Raw genomic sequence first — 22,934 nt, 5'->3', positions numbered from 1 at the left:
GGGTCAACCGAGGGGTGGTCCGGGCCGCTCACGCGCGGTCCCTAGGATGGCTCCACTATGACCGAGTGGTTACTCGTCCTCGCCGGCATCGCGCTGACGCTGGGGACCGCCGTGTTCGTCGCCGCCGAGTTCGCGCTCGTCGCCCTCGACCGCCCGTCGGTCGAGAAGAGCGTCGAGCGTGGTGACGCCCGGGCGCGGAGCGTGCTCGCCTCGCTTCGGAGCCTGTCCACCCAGCTGTCGGCGTCGCAGGTCGGGATCACCCTCACCACTCTCGTGCTGGGCTTCCTCGCCAACCCGTCGATCGGCACGCTCCTCCGCGGGCCGCTGGAGTCGGCGGGTCTCGCCGAGTCGGCCGCCTCGCGCGTGGCCGGTGTGCTCGCGATGGTGATCGCCACCGTCTTCTCGATGATCGTCGGCGAGATGGTCCCCAAGACCCTGGCGATCTCGACGCCGCTGAGCACGGCCAAGGTCGTCGCGGGCCCGGTGCGCTGGTTCGCGATCGCGCTCAAGCCGTTGCTCTTCTTCCTCAACGGCACGGCCAACTCCGCGCTGCGTGCGCTCGGGGTCGAGCCGCAGGAGGAGCTCTCGGCCGCGCGCAGCCCGGCCGAGCTGGCCTCGCTCGTCCGGACGTCGGCCGAGGCCGGCACCCTCGACCTGCGCACGGCTCGCCTCGTCACGGCGTCGCTGGGCTTCGGCTCGCAGACGGCCGCCGACGTCATGACCCCGCGCTCGCGGGCCACCGCCATCGACCGCTCCGCCTCCGCCCGCGAGTGCGTCGAGCTCGCCCGCCGGACGGGTCACTCCCGGTTCCCGGTGATCGACGACGACTGGGACGACGTCGACGGCGTCGTCCACGTCAAGAAGGCGATCGCGGTGCCGCACGACCGCCGCGTCGACGTGCCGGTGTCCGCGCTGATGACCCCGCCGCTCGTCGTGCCCGAGACGATCCGACTCGACCCCCTGCTCATCCAGCTGCGCGACAGCGGCCAGCAGTTCGCCATCGTCGTCGACGAGTACGGCGGCACCTCCGGCGTCGTGACGCTCGAGGACCTCGTCGAGGAGATCGTCGGTGAGGTCTCCGACGAGCACGACCGGAGCCAGACCACCGGCCGGCAGATGTCCGACGGGTCGTGGACCGTGCCGGGCCTGTGGCGACCCGACGAGATCCTGCGACGCACCGGCATCGCGATCCCGGAGGGGGCGGCCTACGAGACCGTGGCAGGGTTCGTCATGTCCGAGCTGGGCCGGGTCCCGGAGGTCGGCGACGTCGTCGAGGCGGACGGGTGGCGCATCACGGTGATCGACATGGAGGCCCGCCGGGTCGACCGACTGCGGGTCACCCCCATCGACCCGGACGCCGGGGACCACTCGAGAACGCGCGACGAGGACGAGGGGGCCCCGGCATGAGTCTCGGGACCGTCCTCATCACCGTTGTCCTGCTCCTGGCCAACGCCTTCTTCGTCGGGGCCGAGTTCGCCGCCATGTCCGCGCGCCGCAGCCAGCTCGAACCCCTCGCGGAGCAGGGCAGCCGTGGTGCCCGTGCCGCGCTGGACGCCCTCTCGCGCACCGGCATCCTGCTCGCGACCGCACAGCTCGGGATCACCGTCTGTTCGGTCCTCCTCGGCGCCATCTCCGAGGCGGCGCTGCACCATGCGCTCGTCGGTCCCGTCGAGGCGGTCGGCGCACCCGAGGAGGTCGCGGACGTCGTCGCCCTCGTGCTCGCCCTGCTCATCGTCGTGTTCCTCCACGTCGTCGTCGGCGAGATGATCCCCAAGAACCTCTCCATCGCGACGCCCGAGCGCGCCGCGATCGCCCTCGTTCCCGCGCTCGTCATGGTGTCCAAGGTGGTCAAGCCGATCATCAACGCGATGGACTGGATCTCCAAGCGCATCGTGCGGGCCCTGGGGGTCGAGCCGCGCGACGAGCTCGCCTCCGCCTTCACCGCCGAGGAGGTCGCCCAGATCGTCTCGGAGTCGCACAAGGAGGGGCTCGTCGAGCCCGAGCAGTACGGCCTGCTCGGCGCCGCCCTCGAGTTCAGCGACAAGGACGCCGGCGACGTCGGTGTGCCGCTCGACCGGCTGGTCTCCGTCGGCACGGAGACCACGCCCGACGACATCGAGCGGCTCGTCGCGCGGCACGGGTTCTCCCGCTACCCGGTCGTCGACGCGGCCGGAACGCTGTCCGGCTACCTCCACCTCAAGGACGTGCTCTTCGCTGACGAGCAGGAGCGGCTCCAGCCGGTGCCCGCCAAGCGGGTCCGCCGCATGGCCACCGTCCGCCGTGACGACGAGGTCGAGTCGGTGCTGGCGACGATGCAGCGCACCGGCTCGCACCTGGCTCGGGTCGTCGGAGACGACGGCGAGGTGCTCGGTGTCGTCTTCCTCGAGGACGTCATCGAGGAGCTCGTCGGCGAGGTGACGGACTCCTCGCACGGTGACCGCTGGACGCGACGCCGCGTCTGAGCCGACCGGTGCTTCGTCCGGATGGTGCCCCCGTTGTCGCTCTCACGTCGTCAGTGCCCCCGGCAGGATTCGAACCTGTCCTCTCACGGCTTCAGATCTGGCCGGTTTCACGCGCATCAACATCACGACGGTGTCGACTCTCAAGGCGGTGAACGGTGTCCTCGACAGTCTGGAAGCGCCGAGCTGCGTCCGCAGCCACATTGACTCACTCGCGCCCTGGACGGCCAGCAGACCGACGAACGGGACGACTACAGCGTGCAGGGCCGCGCCCACCGCGATCCCTGGCGGGCGCGACGTCCGCGATGAGAACGTCGCCCGCGTCGATCCCGAGCGTCAGTGGGCGGGAATGTGCTCGACGTTTCGCCGGGTGCCCGTGGCACGAGTCCAGGAACGCTCCGTCGTCGGTCAGATCGGGTCAGCCATCCAGCCAACTGACCAGTCGTCTCTCGGCAGCGTGTCGGGCGAGTCCGGGGGCAGGGGTTCGTGACACCACGCACAGACGACGGCGTAGGAGTGAATCGCGGTGTGCCCCCTGCCCACCACTCGGCACAACACTTGGTCGATCCAGATGGGGTAGTCGAACGGGTCCAGCCGGAGAGCCAGCTTGCGCCGCCGTTCTTGATGCTTAGTCGCTCTCACCCACGCGCGCGCCATCGGTCGTTCCTTCGTTGGGGTCGGTCAGGGGCGCCCGACCGTGGACGGTGGCGCCCGCTGCACCCGACGCGCCACCCTGCACCGCAAGTACATCAGGTTGTCGTCGCCGTCATGGTGGAATGGCGAATCTCGCTGCGCGCAACGGAGATTGGCCGGCATGCCTCGAAGTCGAGGCAGCCGCTGAAGCAGTTCTGGCCGTCGATGTAGGGCCTCGGCAGCCACGGACCTCACGATCAACGTCATCCCGACCCAGGTCGTCGTCGACCAAGCCTACGAGTGGGTGCCGTTCGCCATCGGCGGACCTGCCGCGGCGGACCTCAACGACATGTCGGCTGACCTCGAGCACGACGCGACGCGCGAGTACGTGGACGGGCAGCTCCTGGAAAACGGTGCGAAGTCCGGGAGGCTCCAGATCTACGACTGGCAACTCCAGCCCGGACGGCAGCTCGCCTCCATCGACCTCGCCTACGACAGCGAAGACAACCAGCTGACCGGCGGATCGGATTCGGTCGACATTCGCTTCGGCTCCAAGTCCTCGTTGTCCACCTCGCGCTCAGGTTCGACCGTGACGCTCAAGGGCACGGGAAAGCGTTACTCGCCTTTCGGGGAATGGCGATCGAATCCGTACACGACTGTGCAGTTCCAGGTGAAGCTCGCGACCGGCAAGTGTAGTGGGCTCGCCTACAAGAAGCTGAGTAGCACCGGTATCGCGGAGCGGGCAGAGCTGGGCAACCCCCCAAGGGACCGACCTCGCGTCGTTGCCGCGCCACGCCGTCCAGCCCGACCTCAAGCCGAGGGCAGGCTGTCCGGTGACCCGCGGCTGACCGTGCACGGTCCTGCTGGGGGCGATCCGTGGCAGCTCACGGACCCGAGAGGACGCCGCGGATGACCAGCTCCAGGAGGGATGGCGCGACGTGGGCGAGGGACTGCCAAGGGTCGGGCCGTGCGGGTGGGATCGCGTCCACGTTCGGAACCTCACCAGTTCTGTCGTCACGACCCCCCGAGCGTTCGCGCGCTGCGGGGGTCACTCTTTGCCGTGTCGACGCCTTCGAGGGCACACGAGAGGCACACAACAAGGCCTCCGACCTGTTTTTCGCAGGTCAGCGGCCTCATTGATGGTGCCCCCGGCAGGATTCGAACCTGCGCCCCCGCCTCCGGAGGGCGGTGCTCTATCCCCTGAGCTACGGGGGCCCGCACCACGCTGTCGCCAGCGGGTCCGCGCCTTGTGAGGCTGCCACGGAGAGTAGCAGCCTAGAGTTGCACCCATGGAATCCGGGGAGGTTGCGTCGACGGCCACCGACCGCCCCCTCGTCCTCGTGTGCGACGACATCGACTCGATCCGCGAGATCATCCGGATCAACCTCGAGCTCGAGGGTTTCGACGTCCTCCTCGCGGCCGACGGCCACGAGGCCATGAGCCACCTCATCGATCCCTCGTCCCGTACCCCCGACGTCATCGTCCTCGACGCGCAGACCCCCCGCCGGGACGGGTGGTGGGCGATCGCGGCGATCCGCTCGCACCCACGCCTTGCGCACGTGCCGAGCGTGCTCGTCACGGCCTCCACGACCGCCCACGACCGCAGCGAGGCCGCCTTGGCCGGGTTCGACGCGTTCGTCGCCAAGCCCTTCGACCCGGTCGACCTCGTCGAGGTCGTCTCACGGCTCGCGGTCGGCGGCAGGCCGCACGAGAGCGACCAATAGACTCCACGGGTGACTCCCGAAGAACTGTCCTCCGCGATCCGGGCTGCCCTGGTCGAGGCCGCCGCAGGCGGAGATCTCAGCACCTCCGTGCCGGACGAGGTCCGCGTGGAGCGCCCCCGCAACCGCGACCACGGGGACTGGTCCACCAACATCGCGCTCCAGCTCGCCAAGCCGGCCGGGGTGCCCCCGCGCGACCTCGCGACCACCCTCGCCGCACGCCTCCTCGACGTGCCCGGGATCTCCGCGGTCGACGTCGCCGGACCGGGGTTCCTCAACATCACGCTCGACACGGCGAGCGCCGGCGAGCTGGCACGGAGCATCGTCGACGCGGGGACGGCATACGGTCGCAACGACTCCGAGGCGGGCCACACGATCAACCTCGAGTTCATCTCCGCCAACCCCACCGGGCCGCTGCACATCGGCCACACTCGGTGGGCGGCCCTCGGCGACGCGATGCGGCGGCTGCTCGTCGCGTCCGGCGCGGACGTCACGGCCGAGTACTACATCAACGACGCCGGGACCCAGATGGACGTCTTCGGCGCCAGCGTCCTCGCCCGCGCCAAGGGTGAGCCCACGCCCGAGGGCGGCTACCCCGGTGCCTACGTCGACGACCTCGCCGCCGCGGCGCTCGAGCAGCAGCCCGACCTCCTCGACCTGCCCGAGGCGGAGGCGCTCGGTGAGGCGCGCCGGATCGGCTACGAGGCGCAGCTCGCCGAGATCCGGGCCACGCTCGAGAGCTTCGGCGTCCACTTCGACGTCTGGTTCTCCGAGGCGACGCTCCACGACGGCGGCGCGGTCGAGAAGAGCGTGGACCGGCTGCGCGAGCAGGGCCACGTCTTCGACGATGGCGGCGCGGTGTGGCTGCGCACGACCGACTTCGGCGACGACAAGGACCGGGTGCTCATCCGGGCCAACGGCGAGCCCACCTACTTCGCCGCCGACGCCGCCTACTACCTCAGCAAGAAGGACCGCGGATTCGTCGAGAAGATCTACCTGCTCGGCGCGGACCACCACGGCTACATCAACCGGCTCAAGGCCATTGCCGCCGCGGCGGGTGACGACCCGGCGCAGAACATCGAGGTCCGGATCGGGCAGCTCGTCAACCTCGGGGGAGCCAAGCTCTCCAAGCGCGCCGGCAACATCGTCGAGCTCGCCGACGTCATCCGCTGGATCGGCAGCGACGCCATCCGCTACAGCCTCGCCCGCTACCCCGCGGACAGCCCGCTGAGCCTCGAGGGCGAGGAGCTGCGCAAGCAGACCAACGACAACCCCGTCTTCTACGTCCAGTACGCCCACGCCCGCACCGCCAACGTGGCGCGGCTCGCGGCGGAGGACGGCGTCAGCGCCGTGGACGGCTTCGACCCGTCGCTGCTCGCTGACCCGACGGAGGCGACCCTGCTCGCCACCCTCGGCGACTTCCCGCGGGTCGTGGCCCACGCGGCGCAGCTGCGCGAGCCGCACCGGGTCGCGCGCTACCTCGAGGACCTGGCCGGCCGCTACCACAAGTGGTACGACACGTGCCGGGTCCGGCCGATGAACGCCGAGGAGGAGGTCACCGACCTCCACCGCACGCGGCTGCGGCTCAACGACGCCACCCGGCAGGTGCTCGCCAACGGTCTCGACCTGCTCGGCGTCAGCGCGCCCGAGCGCATGTGAGGGTCTGACCGATGCGTTCGCACGAAGCCGGCGCCCTCCACGCGGAGGGCTATGGCGGCCCGCCGCTCTACCTCCCGCACCCGGACGACGTCATGGCCCTGCTGCCGGAGCTGTGGCCGGAGACGGTGCAGCGCGACGCCGAGGGCCGCCTCACGGTGGCCGGCGTGGACGTCGTGAGCATCGCGCGCGAGTACGGCACTGCGGCATACGTCGTCGACGAGCAGGACTTCCGGTCGCGGGCGCGTGCGTTCCGCGACGGCTTCGCGGACGCCTTCGCGCAGGTCTGCGGGGGAGCCGACGTCTACTACGCGGGCAAGGCCTTCCTGTGCACCTCGGTCGCGAGATGGGTCGCGGAGGAGGGCCTCTCACTCGACGTCTGCAGTGGCGGCGAGCTCGCGGTCGCCCGCCGGGCCGGCTTCCCGCCGGCGCGGATCGGCTTCCACGGCAACAACAAGTCGGTCGAGGAGATCCGGGCGGCCCTCGAGTACGGCGTCGGGCGGATCGTCCTCGACTCCTTCACCGAGATCGAGCGCGTGGCGGACGTCGCCACCTCGCTCGGGGTCGTCGCGCCGGTCATGATCCGGGTGACCGTCGGTGTCGAGGCGCACACGCACGAGTTCATCGCGACCGGCCACGAGGACCAGAAGTTCGGCTTCAGCCTCTCCGAGGGGCAGGCCCTCGAGGCGGCTCGCACGGTCCTCGCCCACGACAGCCTCGACCTGCGCGGGCTGCACTCGCACATCGGCAGCCAGATCTTCGACACCGGGGGCTTCGAGCTGAGCGCCCGCCGGCTCGTGGGCCTGCACCGGCAGGTCGCGACCGAGCTCGGGCACCACAGCCCCGAGATCGACCTGGGCGGCGGCTTCGGCATGGCCTACACCTCGCAGCACACGCCGCTCCCGCCGGCGCTCCTCGCCGCGCAGCTCGCCGACATCGTCCGGCACGAGTTCGCCGCCTCCGGCGACGAAACCCTCTCGCGGGTCCCGCGGGTGTCCGTCGAGCCGGGCCGCGCGATCGTGGGCCCCTCGACGTTCACCCTCTACGAGGTGGGCACGGTCAAGGAGGTGCAGCTGGGCGACCTCCACTCGCGGGCCTACGTCTCCGTCGACGGCGGGATGAGCGACAACGTGCGGCCGGCCCTCTACGAGGCCGACTACTCGTGCACGCTCGCGAGCCGCAGCTCGGACGCCGCCCCGATGCTCGCCCGCGTCGTCGGCAAGCACTGCGAGAGCGGGGACATCGTCGTCCAGGACGAGTGGCTGCCCGCGGACACCCGCCCCGGCGACCTCATCGCCGTGCCCGGCACGGGCGCCTACTGCCGCGCCCTGTCGAGCCAGTACAACCACACCCCGCGGCCGCCGGTGCTCGCGGTCCGAGACGGCGCGGCACGCGTCCTCGTGCGCCGTGAGACCATCGACGACCTGCTCGCCCTCGACGTCGGGAGCAGCTGATGTCGCAGCACCGTGATGACCAGCCCGTGACGCCCGAGGAGAGGACCGAGATGGCCGTGCCCGTCCGACCCGCGGAGCCCGCCCTCAGGGTCGCCCTGCTGGGCTGCGGCGTCGTCGGCTCCGCTGTCGCGACGATGCTCGTCACGAACGCCGACGACCTCGCCGCCCGGGTCGGCGCCCGCCTCGACCTCATCGGCATCGCCGTGCGCCGCCCCGAGCGGGCGCGCCCCGACGTCCCGGTCGACCCGTCCCTGTTCACCGCCGACGCCGACACCCTCGTGCGCAGCGCCGACGTCGTCATCGAGGTCATCGGGGGGATCGACCCGGCGCGTGAGCTCATCCTCACCGCGATGAAGCACGGGGCGTCGGTGGTTACCGCCAACAAGGCGCTCCTCGGCGAGGACGGGCCGACGCTGTACGCCGCGGCGGCCGACGCCGGTGTCGACCTCTACTACGAGGCCGCCGTCGCCGGGGCGATCCCGATCGTGCGCCCCATGCGTGAGTCGCTCGTCGGCGACGACGTCCAGCGCGTCCTCGGTATCGTCAACGGGACGACCAACTTCGTCCTCGACAAGATGGACAGCTCCGGCGCCGGGTTCGCCGAGACCGTCGAGCAGGCACAGGCCCTGGGCTACGCCGAGGCCGACCCGACCGCCGACGTCGAGGGCTTCGACGCCGCCGCCAAGGCCGCCATCCTCGCGTCGCTGGCCTTCCACACCCGGGTGTCCAGTGCCCAGGTGCACCGCGAGGGCATCACCGAGGTGACGGCCGCGGACGTCCAGGCCGCCCGCGAGATGGACGCCGTCGTCAAGCTGCTCGCGATCTGCGAGCTCCTGCGCGACGAGTCCGGGGTCCCGAGCGGTGTGAGCGTGCGGGTCCACCCGGCGATGATCAAGCGTTCGCATCCGCTCGCGTCGGTGCACGACGCCTACAACGCCGTGTTCGTCGAGGCGCGCGCCGCCGGCGAGCTGATGTTCTACGGCAAGGGTGCCGGCGGTGACCCCACGTCGTCGGCGGTGCTCGGCGACGTCGTCGCCGTCGCGCGCCACCGCCTCGCCGGTGGTCACGGCCCGGCCGAGTCCGCCTACGCCGACCTCCCCGTCGTCGCGATGGGTGAGGCGATGACGAGGTACCACATCAGCCTCGCCGTGGCCGACCGCCCGGGCGTGCTCGCCTCGGTCGCGTCCGTCTTCGCCGACCACGGGGTCTCCATCGAGACGGTGCGCCAGCGCGTCCTCGGTGACGGCGAGAGCTCGCGCGCCGAGCTGGTCGTCGTCACCCACCGCGCACCCGATGCGTCGCTCTCCGCGACGGTCGCCGCACTCACGGGTCTGGACACGGTCGACGAGGTCGTCTCGTGGATGCGCGTGGAAGGAGCCTGACGTGGCACACCTGTGGCGCGGAGTCATCCGTGAGTATGCCGACCGTCTGCCGATGCTTTCCGGCTCACCGGTCGTGACCCTGCAGGAGGGGGGAACGCCGCTCATCCCGGCCGAGCACCTCTCCGGGCTGGTCGGCGCCAACGTCCTCGTCAAGTACGAGGGCCTCAACCCGACCGGCTCGTTCAAGGACCGCGGGATGACGACCGCCATCTCCCACGCCAAGGGGCGCGGGGCGAAGGCGGTCATCTGCGCGAGCACCGGCAACACGAGCGCGTCGGCCGCGGCATACGCCACCAAGGCCGGCATGACCTGCGCGGTCCTCGTCCCCGAGGGCAAGATCGCGATGGGCAAGCTCAGCCAGGCGATCGCGCACGGCGCGACGCTCATCCAGGTCGACGGCAACTTCGACATCTGCCTCACCGTCGCGCGCAAGCTCGCTGAGATCCATCCGGTGGAGCTCGTCAACTCGGTCAACCCCGCGCGCATCGAGGGACAGAAGACGGCCGCGTTCGAGATCGTCGACGCCCTCGGCGACGCCCCCGACATCCATGTGCTCCCGGTCGGCAACGCCGGCAACATCACGGCCTACTGGCGGGGCTACACCGAGTACGCCACGGACGCCGAGGGCCTGCCGGCGGTCGCGACGCGGACCCCGCAGATGTGGGGCTTCCAGGCCGCTGGTGCGGCGCCCATCGTCCTCGGCCACCCCGTCGACGACCCCGAGACGATCGCCACGGCGATCCGCATCGGGAACCCGGCGTCGTGGCGCCAGGCCGAGGAGGCTCGCGACCAGTCGGGTGGCCGCATCGAGTCGGTCACCGACGAGCAGATCCTCGCGGCGCACCGGCTCCTGTCCTCGACCGAGGGCATCTTCGTCGAGCCCGGGTCCGCGGCGAGCATCGCCGGCCTGATCCAGGCGAGCGAGCGCGGTCAGGTCCCGCCCGACGCGACGATCGTCTGCACGGTCACCGGCCACGGCCTCAAGGACCCGCAGTGGGCCCTGCGCACCGCTGACGGTTCGGAGATCGAGCCGGTCAAGGTGTCGGCCGAGGCCCAGGCCGTCGCCGAGGTCCTCGGCCTCGAGGGCTGACCCGTGGGGGAGTGGCAGCCGGGCGCCGGGGTGACCGTGCGAGTGCCGGCCAGCAGCGCCAACCTCGGACCGGGCTTCGACTCCGTCGGTGTGGCCCTCGGTCTCTGGGACCGTTGTCGCGCAACGGTGCTGGCCGACGACGGTCTCGAGATCACCGTGTCCGGGGAGGGAGCGGGCTCGGTGCCGACCGACGCCACGCACCTCGTCCACCGCAGCCTGGTCCACGCCTTCGAGGAGCTCGGCGAGAAGCCCCCGCCCGGTCTCCGGCTCGAGTGCGACAACGAGGTCCCGCACGGGCGCGGTCTCGGGTCGTCCGCGACGGCCATCGTCACGGGCGTCGCCCTCGCGCACGCGCTGCGCGCCCTGCGTGACGGCCGGCCCGTCGAGGGCATCGACCTCACCCCGGTCAACGACCTCGCGGCGCGGCTCGAGGGCCACCCCGACAACTCGTCGGCCAGTGTCCACGGCGGGGTCACCCTCTCGTGGTCCGACGACCCCGAGCGCGGGACGACGACGCTGCGGCTGGACCCGCACCCGGAGGTCGTCCCCGTCGTGTTCACCCCGGAAGTCCAGCTCTCGACCGCGACCGCGCGGGCCGTGCTGCCGGCCCAGGTGCGGCTGTCCGACGCCGCGGCCAACTCCGCCCGGGCGGCCCTCCTCGTCCACGCGGTCACCCGGGCGCCGGAGCACCTGCTCGACGGCACTCGCGAGTGGCTGCACCAGGAGCCACGGCGCGCGTCGTACCCCGCGTCGATGGCGCTCGTCGACGAGCTCCGGGCGGCCGGCCACGCGGCCGTCATCTCCGGGGCCGGACCCTCCGTCCTCGTTCTCGCCACCCGGGGGACGGCGGACGAGGTGAGCGCCGCCGGCGGTGCGGTGTGGCGGGTGCGGCGACCCGGCATACCGGATCGTGGGGTCGAGCTCGCGGTGTCGGACGCGCCGTGACACGGCGGTCGTGACCCGGCATCACCGCAGGTGAACCGACCCGAACGTCCTGCCGCGCGTCCCACGTGAGGCCGCGGGACAGGTGTTACCCTGATGCTGCGGTCGAAGTTGATGGCGGGGGAGCGTTCTGCCCCCCCGATGCCTACCGCGACATGCATCCACCACATTGGGCCGGTCGATCGGTGCAGCCTCGCGCTGACCTCGCCACCCGTGGATCAATCCGTCAGGTCCCTGACACCCATTTTCGGCCCCGCCCCGAGCGGGCGCGGGCCCACTGACGAGGGGAAGGATCCTTCGTGACAGACACCACCACCCTTGACGCGTCCTCGGCATCCGGGCAGAGCCCGCGCCGATCGGGTTCGTTGACGGCCATGCGCCTCGCCGAGCTCCAGGGGCTCGCGTCGAGCATGGGCATCTCCGGTACCGCCAAGATGCGCAAGGGCGACCTCGTCGCCGCCATCAAGTCCCGCCAGAACGGCGACAGCGGGCCCGTCGCCACCGAGCCCGCACCGGCGCAGCGCCCGCCGCGCCAGCGTCGGGCCGCGTCCTCGGGCCAGGGGGCCCCGCAGGTCGCCGAGCCCGCTGCCGACGTGGAGCCGGCCGCGCCCCGCGTCGAGCTGGCCGCCCGCGTCGAGCGTCCCGAGCGCACCGAGCGCACCGAGCGGACCCCTGCGACCACGCAGTCCCGGGAGGACGAGCGCGAGCAGCACGAGTCCACCCGCCCGTCGACCCGCGAGCAGCACGAGCCGCGCCAGCGCAGCCAGGACCGCGAGGAGCGCAGCACTGACCGCTCCGACCGCGGTGACCGGGGAGAGCGCACGAGCAACCGCGGCGAGCGCAGCGAGGACCGCCCCGAGCGCACGAGTGACCGGGCGGACCGCACCGAGCGCGCCGACCGCAACGAGCGTGCCGACCGCAGCGACCAGAACGACCGCTCGGGCCGCGCCGACGACAGCGGCGACCGCGGCACCGACCGCGCCGCCCAGGGCAGCCAGGGCGCCCCGGCGCAGGGCCAGCAGAACGGGCCGGACGACGACGACGAGGGTGGCCGCAGTGGTCGCCGTCGCCGCAACCGCAACCGCAACCGGGACAAGCGCCGCGGCGGGGCCCCGGGCGACGAGCGACAGGGCGACACCGAGAACGAGCCGCAGCTCGCCGAGGACGACGTCCTCGTGCCCGTGGCCGGGATCCTCGACATCCTCGACAACTACGCCTTCATCCGGACCTCGGGCTACCTCCCGGGCACCAACGACGTCTACGTGCCGCTGGGCATCGTCAAGCGCTACAACCTGCGCAAGGGTGACGCCGTCGTCGGCGCGACCAAGGCGCCGCGCGAGGGCGAGGACGCGCAGCAGCAGACCGTCGGGACGCGCAACACCCGGGCGAAGTACACGCCGCTGGCACACCTCGACACGATCAACGGCCTCAGCCCCGACGAGTCCCGCAAGCGCGCCGACTTCGGCAAGCTCACGCCGCTCTACCCGCAGGACCGCCTGCGCCTCGAGACCGAGCCGGGCATCCTCACGACCCGGATCATCGACCTCGTCGCGCCGATCGGCAAGGGCCAGCGCGGGCTCATCGTCGCCCCGGCGAAGGCCGGCAAGACGATGGTCATGCAGGCCCTCGCCAACGCGATCACGACGAACAACCCCGAGGTCCACCTCATGGTCGTCCTCGTCGACGAGCGGCCCGAAGAGGTCACCGACATGCAGCGCGCGGTCAAGGGTGAGGTCATCGCCTCGACCTTCGACCGTCCCGCCGAGGACCACACCACGGTCGCCGAGCTGTCGATCGAGCGGGCGAAGCGTCTGGTCGAGATGGGCCACGACGTCGTCGTCCTGCTCGACTCGATCACCAAGCTCGGTCGCGCCTACAACCTCTCCGCCCCGGCGAGCGGTCGCATCCTCTCGGGAGGTGTCGACTCGGCCGCGCTCTACCCGCCGAAGAAGTTCTTCGGCGCCGCGCGCAACATCGAGGACGGCGGTTCGCTGACGATCCTCGCGACGGCTCTCGTCGAGACCGGCTCGCGGATGGACGAGGTGATCTTCGAGGAGTTCAAGGGCACCGGCAACATGGAGCTCAAGCTCGACCGGGGCCTGTCCAACCGTCGCATCTTCCCGGCGGTCGACATCAACAACTCCGGCACCCGTCGCGAGGAGATCCTCCTCGCGCCCGAGGAGCTGAAGATCATGTGGAAGCTGCGTCGGGTCCTTTCGGGCCTGGACAGCCAGCAGGCGATCGAGCTGCTGCTCGACCGGCTCCGCAAGAGCAAGACCAACTACGAGTTCCTCAAGCAGGTCCAGCAGACCAGCTCGAACCGGCTCGAGGACGAGGACGACAGCTCCAGGGGCTGAGCGCCCGTCACCCTCCGTCCACGAGGCGGCCTCCCGACCCGGGAGGCCGCCTCGCGGCATACGGGGGTATGCCGTCCGCGCGCCTAACCGTCACACGACGACGCGTCCGGGGTGGGCGCGGAAGACGAGCGAGGTCTGGACGTGCGACACCCCGGGGCGGCTCGCGATGTTGTCGAGCACGAAGTCCCGGAGCTGATCGGGTGACTGGGCGCTGACGTGGACGAGGAAGTCGTCGGCCCCGCTGATGTTGAACGCCGCGAGGACCCCGGGCAACGATGCCATCTCGTCCCCGAACGCCTCGACCTGCGCGCGGTCGTGACCCGCGAGGCGGATGGCGACGACCGCCTGCAACGGCCGGCCCAGGAGTCCGTGGTCGACGGCGGCATGGACGCCGGTGACGACCCCCCGCTCGCGCAGGGCCCGGACCCGGCCGACGCAGGTCGACTCGGCGATGCCGAGCCGGCGCGCGAGCGCGGCGTTGGAGACGCGGCCGTCCTCGACGAGCGCCTGGACGAGGGCACGGTCCACCTCGTCGAGCAGGGGTGGCGTGGTGGGCGCGGGGCCCGGGGTGAGGGGGTGGGGATTCTTCGGCACGGCCTCACCGTACCCACCTCTCGGCCGCTGGTTCCGTGTCGTTCCCGTTTCTGATGAGGGTGATCGACGGGACTCTGGTGTTGAGTGGCGGATCCTGCGGACGATGAGTGGCATGACGACGTATCCCGTGCCCGGGCCCGACCTCGCGACCACCGCCGTCCACGCGGGGCGCGAGGACCTCGCCGCCCTCAGGCTGCACGTGCCGCCGATCGACCTGTCGACGACGTACCCGTTGCCGTCGATCGAGGCGGGCGGCGCCGCGTACGACACGCTGGCGTCGGGGGAGCGCCCCGACGACGGGGCGACCCTCGTCTACCAGCGGCTGTGGAACCCCGGGACCGACCGCTTCGAGCGGGCCGTCGCCGCCCTCGAGGGCACCGACTCCGCGGTGGCGTTCGCCAGTGGGATGGCCGCGCTCACCGCCGTGCTGCTCGCGGCGGTCGCCGGGGGCACGCCGCACGTCGTCGCCGTCCGGCCGCTCTACGGCGGGTCCGACCACCTGCTCGCCTCGGGACTGCTCGGCACGGAGGTGACGTGGGCGAGTCCCGAGTCGGTCGGCGACGCGATCCGCCCCGACACCGGCCTCGTCCTGCTCGAGACCCCGGCGAACCCGTCGCTCGACCTCGTCGACATCGCTGCCGTCGTCGCCCGGGCAGGTGAGGTGCCGGTCGTGGTCGACAACACCTTCGCGACCCCGGTGCTGCAGCAGCCAGCCCGCCACGGCGCCTCGATGGTGCTGCACTCGGCCACGAAGTTCATGGGTGGCCACGGCGACGTCATGGGAGGGGTGGTCGCCGCGGGACATGCGTGGACGGCGCGGCTTCGCCAGGTCCGGGCCATCACCGGTGCCGTCCTGCACCCCGTGGCCGCGTACGAGCTGCACCGGGGCCTGCAGACGATCCACGTGCGGGTGCGGGCCCAGCAGTCCGCGGCGACGACCGTCGCGGCGTGGCTCGCCGAGCGCACGGAGGTCTCGCGCGTGCACCACCCGAGCCTGCCCGGCTGCGACGCCCAAGGGCTCGTCGGGACCCAGATGGCCGGCCCGGGGGCGATCGTCGGCGTCCGGCTCGTCGGCGGGTACGCCGCGGCGTCAGCCCTCATCGCGCACCTCGAGCTCGTCACCCACGCCGTCTCGCTGGGCGGTGTCGACAGCCTCGTCCAGCACCCGGCGAGCCTCACCCACCGCATCGTCGCCGCGGACGCGCGCCCGGACGCCGACCTCATCCGGCTCTCGCTCGGCCTCGAGTCGGTCGACGACGTCATCGCCGACCTCGACAAGGCGATGGCCAACCTCCCCTGACGAGCCAGCACCAGCGCGGTGTGCTGCCCAGCGCGCGGCATGTCGCGCGTCCAGCAGCACACGGTGGCTGCGGTGCGGATCAGGCGGCGCGAGCCGTCAGAAGGGCGTGGGCCCGGACGACCTGGTCCATGAACGAGTCAGGGGTGAGCCTCAGTCCCAGCACCGGGATGCGCAGCACCACGTCGCCGCTCAGCGTGACGTCGTTCTGTCTCAGCGCGTCGTCGATGGGAGCGAGGGCCAACAGGTGGTGTCCGCCGTCGACCTCGACGACGAGGCCGATGTCCTCCCAGGCGGCATCGAGGTAGATCCGACCCCGTGGCCCACGGCGCACCACCTGCCTCGAGGGTGGAGGCAGGTGGTGCGCGCGGCACAGTCCCGTGAAGTCGAGCTCACCGAGTGACTGGACGCCGTCGCAGATGTCCGGGATCGACACGTCCAGCAGCCGCCACCGGCCGCGCCGAGGCGCGTCGTTCCAGGCCTCGAGCAGACGGGCCGGCTGCACGAGTCGCTGCTGCACCACGAGGCAGAGGACGAGGACTGCGGCCCGGTCCGACCTGGCCCACTCGGCCGCTCGCAGGGCAGCCGACTCCGGAGTGGCTCGGGGGATGCCCGCGCCCCGGGTGGGTCCGATCACGCGACGACGATGCACCCGGACACCGTCGAGTCGGTGGATCCGATGGTTCGCTGGGACGGCCACGTCGATGCGGTCGGGCGAGAACCCGGTGAGCCCGCCCGCGACCAGGGCGCTCGCTCCATCCAGCACGGCGCCGGAGCCGCACTCCCAGACGGCCTGCCACAGCAGCGCCTCCCCGCTCAGCGGGAGGCCGGCCGTGACGGAGACGGTGTGGCGTCCCGCCGTCGCCCAGCGTCCGGCCGAGACTTCGGTGCGGACGTCCGCTCGAGTGACTCCGGCGGGGAGCAGGTCGCGCCGGTGCGCCAGCCCCGCATGCAGTCCTGCGATCTCGAGGGCGCGGCGAGTCCGCTCCGCGCGGGGCAGACGGTGACGGGGCCCTTCCATCGACCCAGCGTGCATCCCGCGCTCGGGTGCGACCGCTCGTCATCCACAGGCGCGGACCGGTGTGCTGCCAGACGCGCGCCATGTCGCGCGCTCGGCAGCACACTCACGGGCCTCGACCGGGAATGAACGAGGGCGTCCTCGCCGTTTAGGGGATCGTGTGCCTGCTCTGGCACACTTGTTCGCTGGACCGGTTCACGGCACGAACGCGTTTCCTGAGCTCTCGCCCCCACGAGCGAGCGCAGGCGGGGCGCTACCGGGTCTGCATCATCGTGATGGGCCCGCCGACCCGGATACCTCCAAGGAGAAGACATCGTGAAGAAGGACATCCACCCGAGCTACGCCGAGACCACGGTCACCTGCACCTGTGGCGCGACGTTCACCACCCGCAGCACGGCCGAGAGCGGCCAGATCCACGCCGAGGTCTGCAGCCAGTGCCACCCGTTCTACACCGGCAAGCAGAAGATCCTCGACACCGGTGGTCGCGTGGCCCGCTTCCAGGCGCGCTACGGCAAGAAGGCCGACGCGTAGCACTCCCAATGCGCCGACCCGTCGATCCCGCAAGGGGTCCGGGTCGGCGCATTCGTGTTTCCAAGGGCCTGACCCCACTGCACCGTCCCGAGAGGACACCCGATGTTCGAGTCCGCCGCGGCCCTCGCGCAGGAGCACGCCGAGCTCGAGCGCGCCATGGGCGACCCCGCCGTCGCCTCCGACCCCGACCAGCTGCGCGAGCTCAACAAGCGGTACGTCGCGCTGGGACCGACGGTGACGGCATACGCGCAGTGGCAGGCGGTCACCGGTGACCTCGAGACTGCGCGCGAGCTGGGCGCCGACGACGCCGGCTTCGCGGCCGAGGTCCCGGCGCTCGAGGCGGCGGCCTCCGAGGCCGAGGACCGGCTCCGGCGCCTGCTCATCCCGCGCGACCCAGACGACGACCGCGACGTCATCCTCGAGGTCAAGGCGGGGGAGGGCGGCGAGGAGTCGGCGCTGTTCGCCGGCGACCTGCTCCGCATGTACCTGCGCTACGCCGAGCAGCGCGGTTGGCGCACCGAGGTCCTCGACGCCACCGAGACCGACCTCGGCGGCTACAAGGACGTCCAGGTGAGCGTCAAGGCCAAGCGGACGCCCCAGCCGGGCGAGGGGCCCTGGGCGAGGCTGAAGTACGAGGGCGGCGTCCACCGGGTCCAGCGCGTGCCGGTCACGGAGACGCAGGGCCGGATCCACACGAGCGCCGCGGGTGTCTGGGTCATGCCCGAGGTCGAGGAGGTCGAGGTCGAGATCCACGCCAACGACCTGCGGATCGACGTCTTTCGATCCTCCGGCCCCGGCGGCCAGAGCGTCAACACGACCGACTCGGCGGTGCGGATCACCCACCTGCCGACGGGGACCGTCGTGTCCTGCCAGAACGAGAAGTCCCAGCTCCAGAACCGCGAGGCCGCGATGCGTGTCCTGCGCGCCCGGCTTCACCAGATCGCCAGCGACGCGGCTGCCGAGGCCGCCGCCGGGGTCCGCGCCAGCCAGGTGCGCACGGTCGACCGGAGCGAGCGGATCCGCACCTACAACTTCCCCGAGAACCGGCTCAGCGACCACCGCACCGGCTTCAAGGCCTACAACCTCGAGACGGTCCTCGGGGGCGAGCTCGACGCGGTCGTCGAGTCGGCGATGGCCGCCGACGAGGCGGCCCAGCTCGCCGCCCTCGGCGAGGGTGCCGGATGAGCGACCTGCGCGACGCGGTCCGGGGGGCCACCGGCCGCCTCGCCGACGCCGGTGTCCCCTCGCCCGAGCACGACGCGGTCGCGCTCGCCGCGCACGTCCTGGGCGTCGAGCCCGGTGAGGTGCGGCGGCTCATGGTCCTCGGTGCTCCCGTACCCGAGGCGTATGCCGGCCTCGTCGCCGAGCGCGCCGCTCGCGTCCCGCTCCAGCACCTCACCGGCAGGACGTGGTTCCGCGCCCTCGAGCTCGAGGTGGGGCCCGGCGTCTTCGTCCCGCGACCGGAGACCGAGGTCGTCGCCGGCTGGGCGGTCGACGCGGCCCGCGCCTGCCTCGAGGCCGGTGTCGACGAGCCCGTCGTCGTCGACCTCTGCTCGGGGTCGGGGGCCATCGCCTTCTCGGTCAAGGCCGAGGTGCCGCAGGCCCGGGTGCACGCGGTCGAGGTCAGCGAGCTCGCGGTGGCGTGGGCGACGAGCAACCGGGACCGCCTGGGGCTCGACGTCGAGATCGTGCACGGCGACGCGGTGACCGCCCTCCCGGAGCTCGGGGACGTCGACGTCGTGGTCTCGAACCCGCCCTACATCCCCACGACCGCCGAGCCGGTCGACCCCGAGGTACGCGACCACGACCCGCACGTGGCCCTCTACGGCGGCAGCGAGGACGGGCTCGCGATCCCGCGGCTCGTCGCCGCCCGCGCCGCCGGGCTCCTGCGGCCCGGCGGGGTGCTCGTCATGGAGCACGCTGACAGCCAGGGCGAGTCGCTGCCCCGGGCCCTGAGCGCCACCGGCTCGTGGTCGAGCGTCGAGGACCGCCGCGACCTCGCCGGCCGCCCGCGGGCGACCGTCGCCGTCCGGGCCTGACCGAGCCGCGCCTTCCGCCACACACGCAGCGGCCCCCACCCTTGTGTGGAGTGGGGGCCGCGGCGTCGTCGGTCGCGTCAGAGGATGTAGATGAGCAGGGCGATGATCAGAAGAACACCGACGACCGTCCAGATGAGTCCGGAACCACGCATGCCTTGCACCTCCGTTCGGGAAAGACGAGGGGCGAACGCCACTGACCCTATTCACTGCGAGAGCGCAAATGCGCGAACCCGGTGGCCCGATTTTCGGCGGGGGCGCAGGCGGGTCCGCCCGCCCGTCCCCTGTGGGTGGGCCGGTCGGCCCCGGTCCTAGGCTGACCCCATGAGTCCGGTCTTCGACTGCACCACCCCCGAGGGGCGCCGCGACGGCATCGCCAAGGCGACTGCCGGCGTGCGGCACGGCGACCTCGTCGTCCTGCCCACCGACACCCTCTACGGCATCGGCGCGGACGCGTTCACCCCCGACGCGGTCCAGCGACTCCTCGACGCCAAGGGCCGCGGCCGCGAGATGCCGCCGCCGGTGCTCGTCGCCGAGGTGCGCACGGTCGACGGGCTGGCCACCGACGTCCCCGACTACGCCCGAGCCCTCATCGAGCGCTACTGGCCGGGCCCGCTCACCCTCGTCCTCAAGGCGCAGCCGTCGCTCATGTGGGACCTCGGTGACACCGGCGGCACCGTCGCGGTGCGCATGCCCGACCACGACATCGCCCTCGAGCTCCTGCGCGAGGTCGGGCCGATGGCCGTGAGCAGCGCCAACCGCACCGGCCACCCGGCGTCGAGGACCGTCGTCGACGCGGCCACCCAGCTCGGCCCGTCGGTGCAGTTCTACCTCGACGGCGGTCCGGTCACCGGCGGCCTGCCCTCGACGATCGTCGACTGCACCCACACCGAGCCGGTCATCCTCCGCCACGGAGCGATCGACGGCGACGAGATCCTGGTCCTCGCGGCCGAACACCTAGAGTTGCCGACAGACCAGCCAGGCCAGCCTGCACCCGTTTCGGAGGAGAGCAACGATGAGTGACACGTTCTATGGTTCGGACTTCGACGCCCTCGAGTCCTTCGACCCCGAGATCGCGGGAGTGCTCGTCTCCGAGCTCGACCGCCTCCGCGGCGGCCTGCAGCTCATCGCCAGCGAGAACATGTCGTCGCCGGCCGTGCTCACCTCGCTCGGCTCGACCCTGTCCAACAAGTACGCGGAGGGCTACCCCGGGCGCCGCTACTACGGCGGGTGCTCCGAGGTCGACAAGGCCGAGACCCTGGCGATCGACCGGGCCAAGGCACTCTTCGGCGCCGACCACGCCAACGTCCAGCCGCACTCCGGCGCCAGCGCCAACCAGGCCGTCTACGGCGCCTTCATGAAGCCGGGCGAGACCCTCCTCGCGATGAGCCTTCCGCACGGCGGCCACCTCACCCACGGCAGCAAGGTCTCGTTCTCGGGCAAGTGGTTCAACGCCGTCCACTACGGCGTCGACAAGAAGACCGAGGACATCGACTACGCCGAGGTCGAGCGCCTGGCCAAGGAGCACCGGCCGAAGGTCATCCTCGCCGGGGGGTCGGCCATCCCGCGCCTCATCGACTTCGAGTTCTTCCGCCGCGTCGCCGACGAGGTGGGCGCGATCTTCTGGGTCGACGCCGCCCACTTCATCGGTCTCGTCGCCGGCAAGGCGATCCCCAGCCCGGTGCCCCACGCCGACGTCGTGAGCTTCACGACCCACAAGGTCCTGCGCGGCCCGCGCAGCGGCGCCATCGTCTGCACCGAGGAGCACCGAGCGGCCATCGACAAGGCCGTCTTCCCGATGATGCAGGGCGGCCCGCAGATGCACACGATCGCGGCCAAGGCGACGAACTTCAAGGAGTGCGCGACCCCGGAGTACCAGGCCTACGCGGCCCAGGTCGTCGCGAACGCCAAGGTCCTCGCCGAGACCCTCGGCGAGCAGGGCATCCGCCCGACCACCGGTGGCACCGACACCCACCTGTCGCTGCACGACCTCCAGCCGGTCGACGTCACCGGCGCCGACGCCGAGGCCCGCTGCGACGCCGCCGGGATCACCCTCAACAAGAACGCCATCCCCTTCGACCCGAAGAAGCCCAGCGTGGCCAGCGGCATCCGCGTCGGCACCCCGTGCGTCACGACGCAGGGGATGGGCGAGGACGAGATGCGCCGCATCGCCGGCCTCATCGCCCGCGCGGTGGTCGAGGGCGACGCCGACCCCGAGCACGCGGTGTCGAAGGCGGTCCGCGCCGAGGTGACCGACCTCGTGACGCGCTTCCCGGCATACGCCCGCTGACCGATCCCGGAACCGTTTCCCGCCGTCCCCGGAAAACGGTTCCGGGGCGCTCGGCGTCAGCCGGGCGTGCGGCCCTGACGGGTGCGCCGGTCGTCGGCGGCCTGCTCGGCCGCCTCGAGCTCCAGCGCCGCGGCCTCCTCGACCGACGGCCGCGCCCGCGGCTTGGTGCCGGACGCCGAGACGACGGTCCAGACGCTGCGCGCGAGCACCTCGAGGTCGAGCAGCGGCGACATGTGCTTGAGGTAGTAGAAGTCGTAGGAGAGCTTCTCGATGGTCTCCTCCTCCGACGCGGCGTACCCGTGGCGCACCTGGGCCCAGCCGGTGATGCCCGGGCGGACGAGGTGGCGCTGGTCGTAGAAGGGGATCGCCTCGCGGTACTTCTCGACGAAGCCCACCTGCTCGGGGCGGGGGCCGATGAGCGAGAGCTCGCCGCGCAGGACGTTGAAGAACTGCGGCAGCTCGTCGAGCCGCACGCTGCGCAGGAAGCGCCCGAGCGGCGTGATGCGCGGGTCGTCGCCGGTGGCCTGTCGGGCCCCCTGGGCCTCGGCGTCGGCGCGCATCGTGCGGAACTTGAAGAGCTCGACGAGCTCCCCGCGGCGGCCGACCCGGACCTGGCGGAAGATCACCGGGCTCCCGTCGACGACCCGGACGAGGACGGCGGTGGCGGCGACGACGGGCATCCACAGGGGCATGGTGAGGACGACGAGGACGAGGTCGACGGCGTACTTGAACGGCAGGAACGGCAGCTTGCGCAGCAGCGAGGTCTCGACCTCCCAGCCCTCGGACAGGTGGCCGAGCGGGACGCGGCCCGTGTGCCGCTCGTAGACGTCGCCCAGGGCCCGCACCTCGCGACCGGCCACGGAGGTGGCGGAGACGTAGCGGGTGACCTCGCGCGACCACGCTGCGCTGAGGTCGACCGCGAGGATCGTCTCCGGGGGAGGGGCGGACAGCGGACCGGTGGCCTCGGGGTCGATGACGCCCACGACGGTGATGTGGGGCGTCTCGTCGAGCGCGCGGACGATGGCGGCCGAGTGGGTCACGACGAGGAGACGCTCGGTCCACGGCCGCAGCCGGAGCAGGGCCCGCAGCAGCAGGACAAGGCCGAGCCAGATCGCCAGGGTCGTGAAGAGATGGGGCCGCGAGTAGTACGGACGCACGAGGACGATGACCGCGGTGATGGCGAAGAAGGCGAAGAGTGCCCCGAGCGCGCCACGGCTGTAGGTCGGTCGCGGTGGCCCCGGCGGCATGACGGCGATGACGAGCGCACTGCCGAGCAGGGAGCTGACGAGAGTGATGAGGAGGATCTCCATGAGGCCGCGGGCCTGGGTCTGCACGACGACCGCGTCGCTGAACGGGTGCCCGCCGAAGCGCCACACCGCCGCGACGACGAAGGCGACGACGAGAAGGGCGGCGTCTGCGCAGGCCATGCCGACGAGGAGCCGCTGTCTCATGCCGGTGAGTGTATTGGGCGTCT

Annotated in this window: 19 protein-coding genes and 1 tRNA gene; 16 read left to right on the top strand and 4 right to left on the bottom strand. The window is 71.9% G+C overall.

Features of this window, described 5'->3' with window-relative positions; genetic code table 11:
• The first annotated feature begins 57 nt into the window (after nucleotides 1-57).
• From AC3EU2_RS02475 to AC3EU2_RS02465, 3 genes are all read left to right on the top strand, one after another.
• Complete coding sequence (locus AC3EU2_RS02475) at nucleotides 58-1,407, top strand: hemolysin family protein (RefSeq protein ID WP_488178165.1); 1,350 nt, start codon at nucleotides 58-60, stop codon at nucleotides 1,405-1,407.
• On the top strand, nucleotides 1,404-2,462 hold the full coding sequence (locus AC3EU2_RS02470; protein ID WP_488178164.1) for a hemolysin family protein: 1,059 nt from the start codon (nucleotides 1,404-1,406) through the stop codon (nucleotides 2,460-2,462). Before AC3EU2_RS02475 ends, AC3EU2_RS02470 begins: the two co-directional genes overlap by 4 nt.
• Before the next feature lie 934 nt (nucleotides 2,463-3,396).
• A complete protein-coding gene (locus tag AC3EU2_RS02465) occupies nucleotides 3,397-4,005 on the top strand; it encodes a hypothetical protein (RefSeq protein ID WP_488178163.1) in 609 nt (202 codons plus the stop codon).
• A 227-nt stretch (nucleotides 4,006-4,232) separates the two neighbouring features.
• Here the strand turns inward: AC3EU2_RS02465 and AC3EU2_RS02460 are convergent.
• Nucleotides 4,233-4,307, bottom strand: a tRNA-Arg gene (locus AC3EU2_RS02460).
• A gap of 74 nt (nucleotides 4,308-4,381) precedes the next feature.
• Between AC3EU2_RS02460 and AC3EU2_RS02455 the strand changes: the two genes are divergently transcribed.
• The 7 genes from AC3EU2_RS02455 to rho all read left to right on the top strand — a co-directional run bounded on the left by AC3EU2_RS02455 (nucleotide 4,382) and on the right by rho (nucleotide 13,694).
• Nucleotides 4,382-4,816, top strand: coding sequence for a response regulator (locus AC3EU2_RS02455; protein WP_488178162.1), 435 nt, complete (start codon nucleotides 4,382-4,384; stop codon nucleotides 4,814-4,816).
• Between the two features lie 9 nt (nucleotides 4,817-4,825).
• Nucleotides 4,826-6,472: an arginine--tRNA ligase gene (gene argS, locus AC3EU2_RS02450; protein ID WP_488178161.1), complete on the top strand. Its 1,647-nt coding sequence runs from the start codon at nucleotides 4,826-4,828 to the stop codon at nucleotides 6,470-6,472.
• An 11-nt stretch (nucleotides 6,473-6,483) separates the two neighbouring features.
• Nucleotides 6,484-7,923: a diaminopimelate decarboxylase gene (gene lysA, locus AC3EU2_RS02445; protein WP_488178160.1), complete on the top strand. Its 1,440-nt coding sequence runs from the start codon at nucleotides 6,484-6,486 to the stop codon at nucleotides 7,921-7,923.
• A 50-nt stretch (nucleotides 7,924-7,973) separates the two neighbouring features.
• Complete coding sequence (locus AC3EU2_RS02440; protein ID WP_488179427.1) at nucleotides 7,974-9,305, top strand: homoserine dehydrogenase; 1,332 nt, start codon at nucleotides 7,974-7,976, stop codon at nucleotides 9,303-9,305.
• A 1-nt stretch (nucleotide 9,306) separates the two neighbouring features.
• Nucleotides 9,307-10,395, top strand: a complete 1,089-nt coding sequence (thrC, locus tag AC3EU2_RS02435) for a threonine synthase (protein WP_488178159.1) — start codon at nucleotides 9,307-9,309, stop codon at nucleotides 10,393-10,395.
• Nucleotides 10,396-10,437: 42 nt separating this feature from the next.
• Nucleotides 10,438-11,340 carry a homoserine kinase gene (gene thrB, locus AC3EU2_RS02430; protein ID WP_488178158.1) on the top strand — a complete coding sequence of 301 codons (903 nt, stop codon included), beginning with the start codon at nucleotides 10,438-10,440 and terminating at the stop codon, nucleotides 11,338-11,340.
• A 296-nt stretch (nucleotides 11,341-11,636) separates the two neighbouring features.
• Nucleotides 11,637-13,694 (top strand): transcription termination factor Rho, encoded by a 2,058-nt coding sequence (gene rho, locus AC3EU2_RS02425; protein ID WP_488178157.1) that lies wholly within the window; start codon nucleotides 11,637-11,639, stop codon nucleotides 13,692-13,694.
• 90 nt (nucleotides 13,695-13,784) lie between these two features.
• Here rho and AC3EU2_RS02420 read toward each other — a convergent pair whose 3' ends face one another.
• Nucleotides 13,785-14,288 (bottom strand): Lrp/AsnC family transcriptional regulator, encoded by a 504-nt coding sequence (locus AC3EU2_RS02420; protein WP_488178156.1) that lies wholly within the window; start codon nucleotides 14,286-14,288, stop codon nucleotides 13,785-13,787.
• A 112-nt stretch (nucleotides 14,289-14,400) separates the two neighbouring features.
• Here AC3EU2_RS02420 and AC3EU2_RS02415 point away from each other — a divergent pair, with 112 nt between their 5' ends.
• Nucleotides 14,401-15,588, top strand: a complete 1,188-nt coding sequence (locus tag AC3EU2_RS02415; RefSeq protein ID WP_488178155.1) for a trans-sulfuration enzyme family protein — start codon at nucleotides 14,401-14,403, stop codon at nucleotides 15,586-15,588.
• Nucleotides 15,589-15,667: 79 nt separating this feature from the next.
• On the opposite strand, the gene AC3EU2_RS02410 is transcribed toward AC3EU2_RS02415, so the two are convergent.
• Entirely contained in the window at nucleotides 15,668-16,606 is a 939-nt protein-coding gene (locus AC3EU2_RS02410) for a hypothetical protein (RefSeq protein WP_488178154.1), read from the bottom strand.
• A gap of 312 nt (nucleotides 16,607-16,918) precedes the next feature.
• Here AC3EU2_RS02410 and rpmE point away from each other — a divergent pair, with 312 nt between their 5' ends.
• The 5 genes from rpmE (at nucleotide 16,919) to AC3EU2_RS02385 (ending at nucleotide 21,460) form a co-directional block, all read left to right on the top strand.
• The gene (gene rpmE, locus AC3EU2_RS02405) at nucleotides 16,919-17,134 is read left to right on the top strand and encodes a 50S ribosomal protein L31 (protein ID WP_488178153.1); all 216 of its coding nucleotides are present in this window, start codon (nucleotides 16,919-16,921) and stop codon (nucleotides 17,132-17,134) included.
• A gap of 102 nt (nucleotides 17,135-17,236) precedes the next feature.
• The gene (prfA, locus tag AC3EU2_RS02400; protein WP_488178152.1) at nucleotides 17,237-18,319 is read left to right on the top strand and encodes a peptide chain release factor 1; all 1,083 of its coding nucleotides are present in this window, start codon (nucleotides 17,237-17,239) and stop codon (nucleotides 18,317-18,319) included.
• Nucleotides 18,316-19,173, top strand: a complete 858-nt coding sequence (prmC, locus tag AC3EU2_RS02395) for a peptide chain release factor N(5)-glutamine methyltransferase (RefSeq protein ID WP_488178151.1) — start codon at nucleotides 18,316-18,318, stop codon at nucleotides 19,171-19,173. Before prfA ends, prmC begins: the two co-directional genes overlap by 4 nt.
• Before the next feature lie 321 nt (nucleotides 19,174-19,494).
• Nucleotides 19,495-20,193, top strand: coding sequence for an L-threonylcarbamoyladenylate synthase (locus tag AC3EU2_RS02390; protein ID WP_488178150.1), 699 nt, complete (start codon nucleotides 19,495-19,497; stop codon nucleotides 20,191-20,193).
• Entirely contained in the window at nucleotides 20,186-21,460 is a 1,275-nt protein-coding gene (locus AC3EU2_RS02385; protein ID WP_488178149.1) for a serine hydroxymethyltransferase, read from the top strand. Before AC3EU2_RS02390 ends, AC3EU2_RS02385 begins: the two co-directional genes overlap by 8 nt.
• Nucleotides 21,461-21,516: 56 nt before the next feature.
• Here the strand turns inward: AC3EU2_RS02385 and AC3EU2_RS02380 are convergent, their stop codons facing one another.
• The gene (locus AC3EU2_RS02380) at nucleotides 21,517-22,911 is read right to left on the bottom strand and encodes a sugar transferase (RefSeq protein WP_488178148.1); all 1,395 of its coding nucleotides are present in this window, start codon (nucleotides 22,909-22,911) and stop codon (nucleotides 21,517-21,519) included.
• Between the last annotated feature and the right edge of the window lie 23 nt (nucleotides 22,912-22,934).

The sequence above is a fragment of the Knoellia sp. B-D-2 genome, from assembly GCF_057714695.1.
Note: the sequence above shows the minus strand (reverse complement) of the source record. Positions and strands in the feature narration are given on the sequence as shown.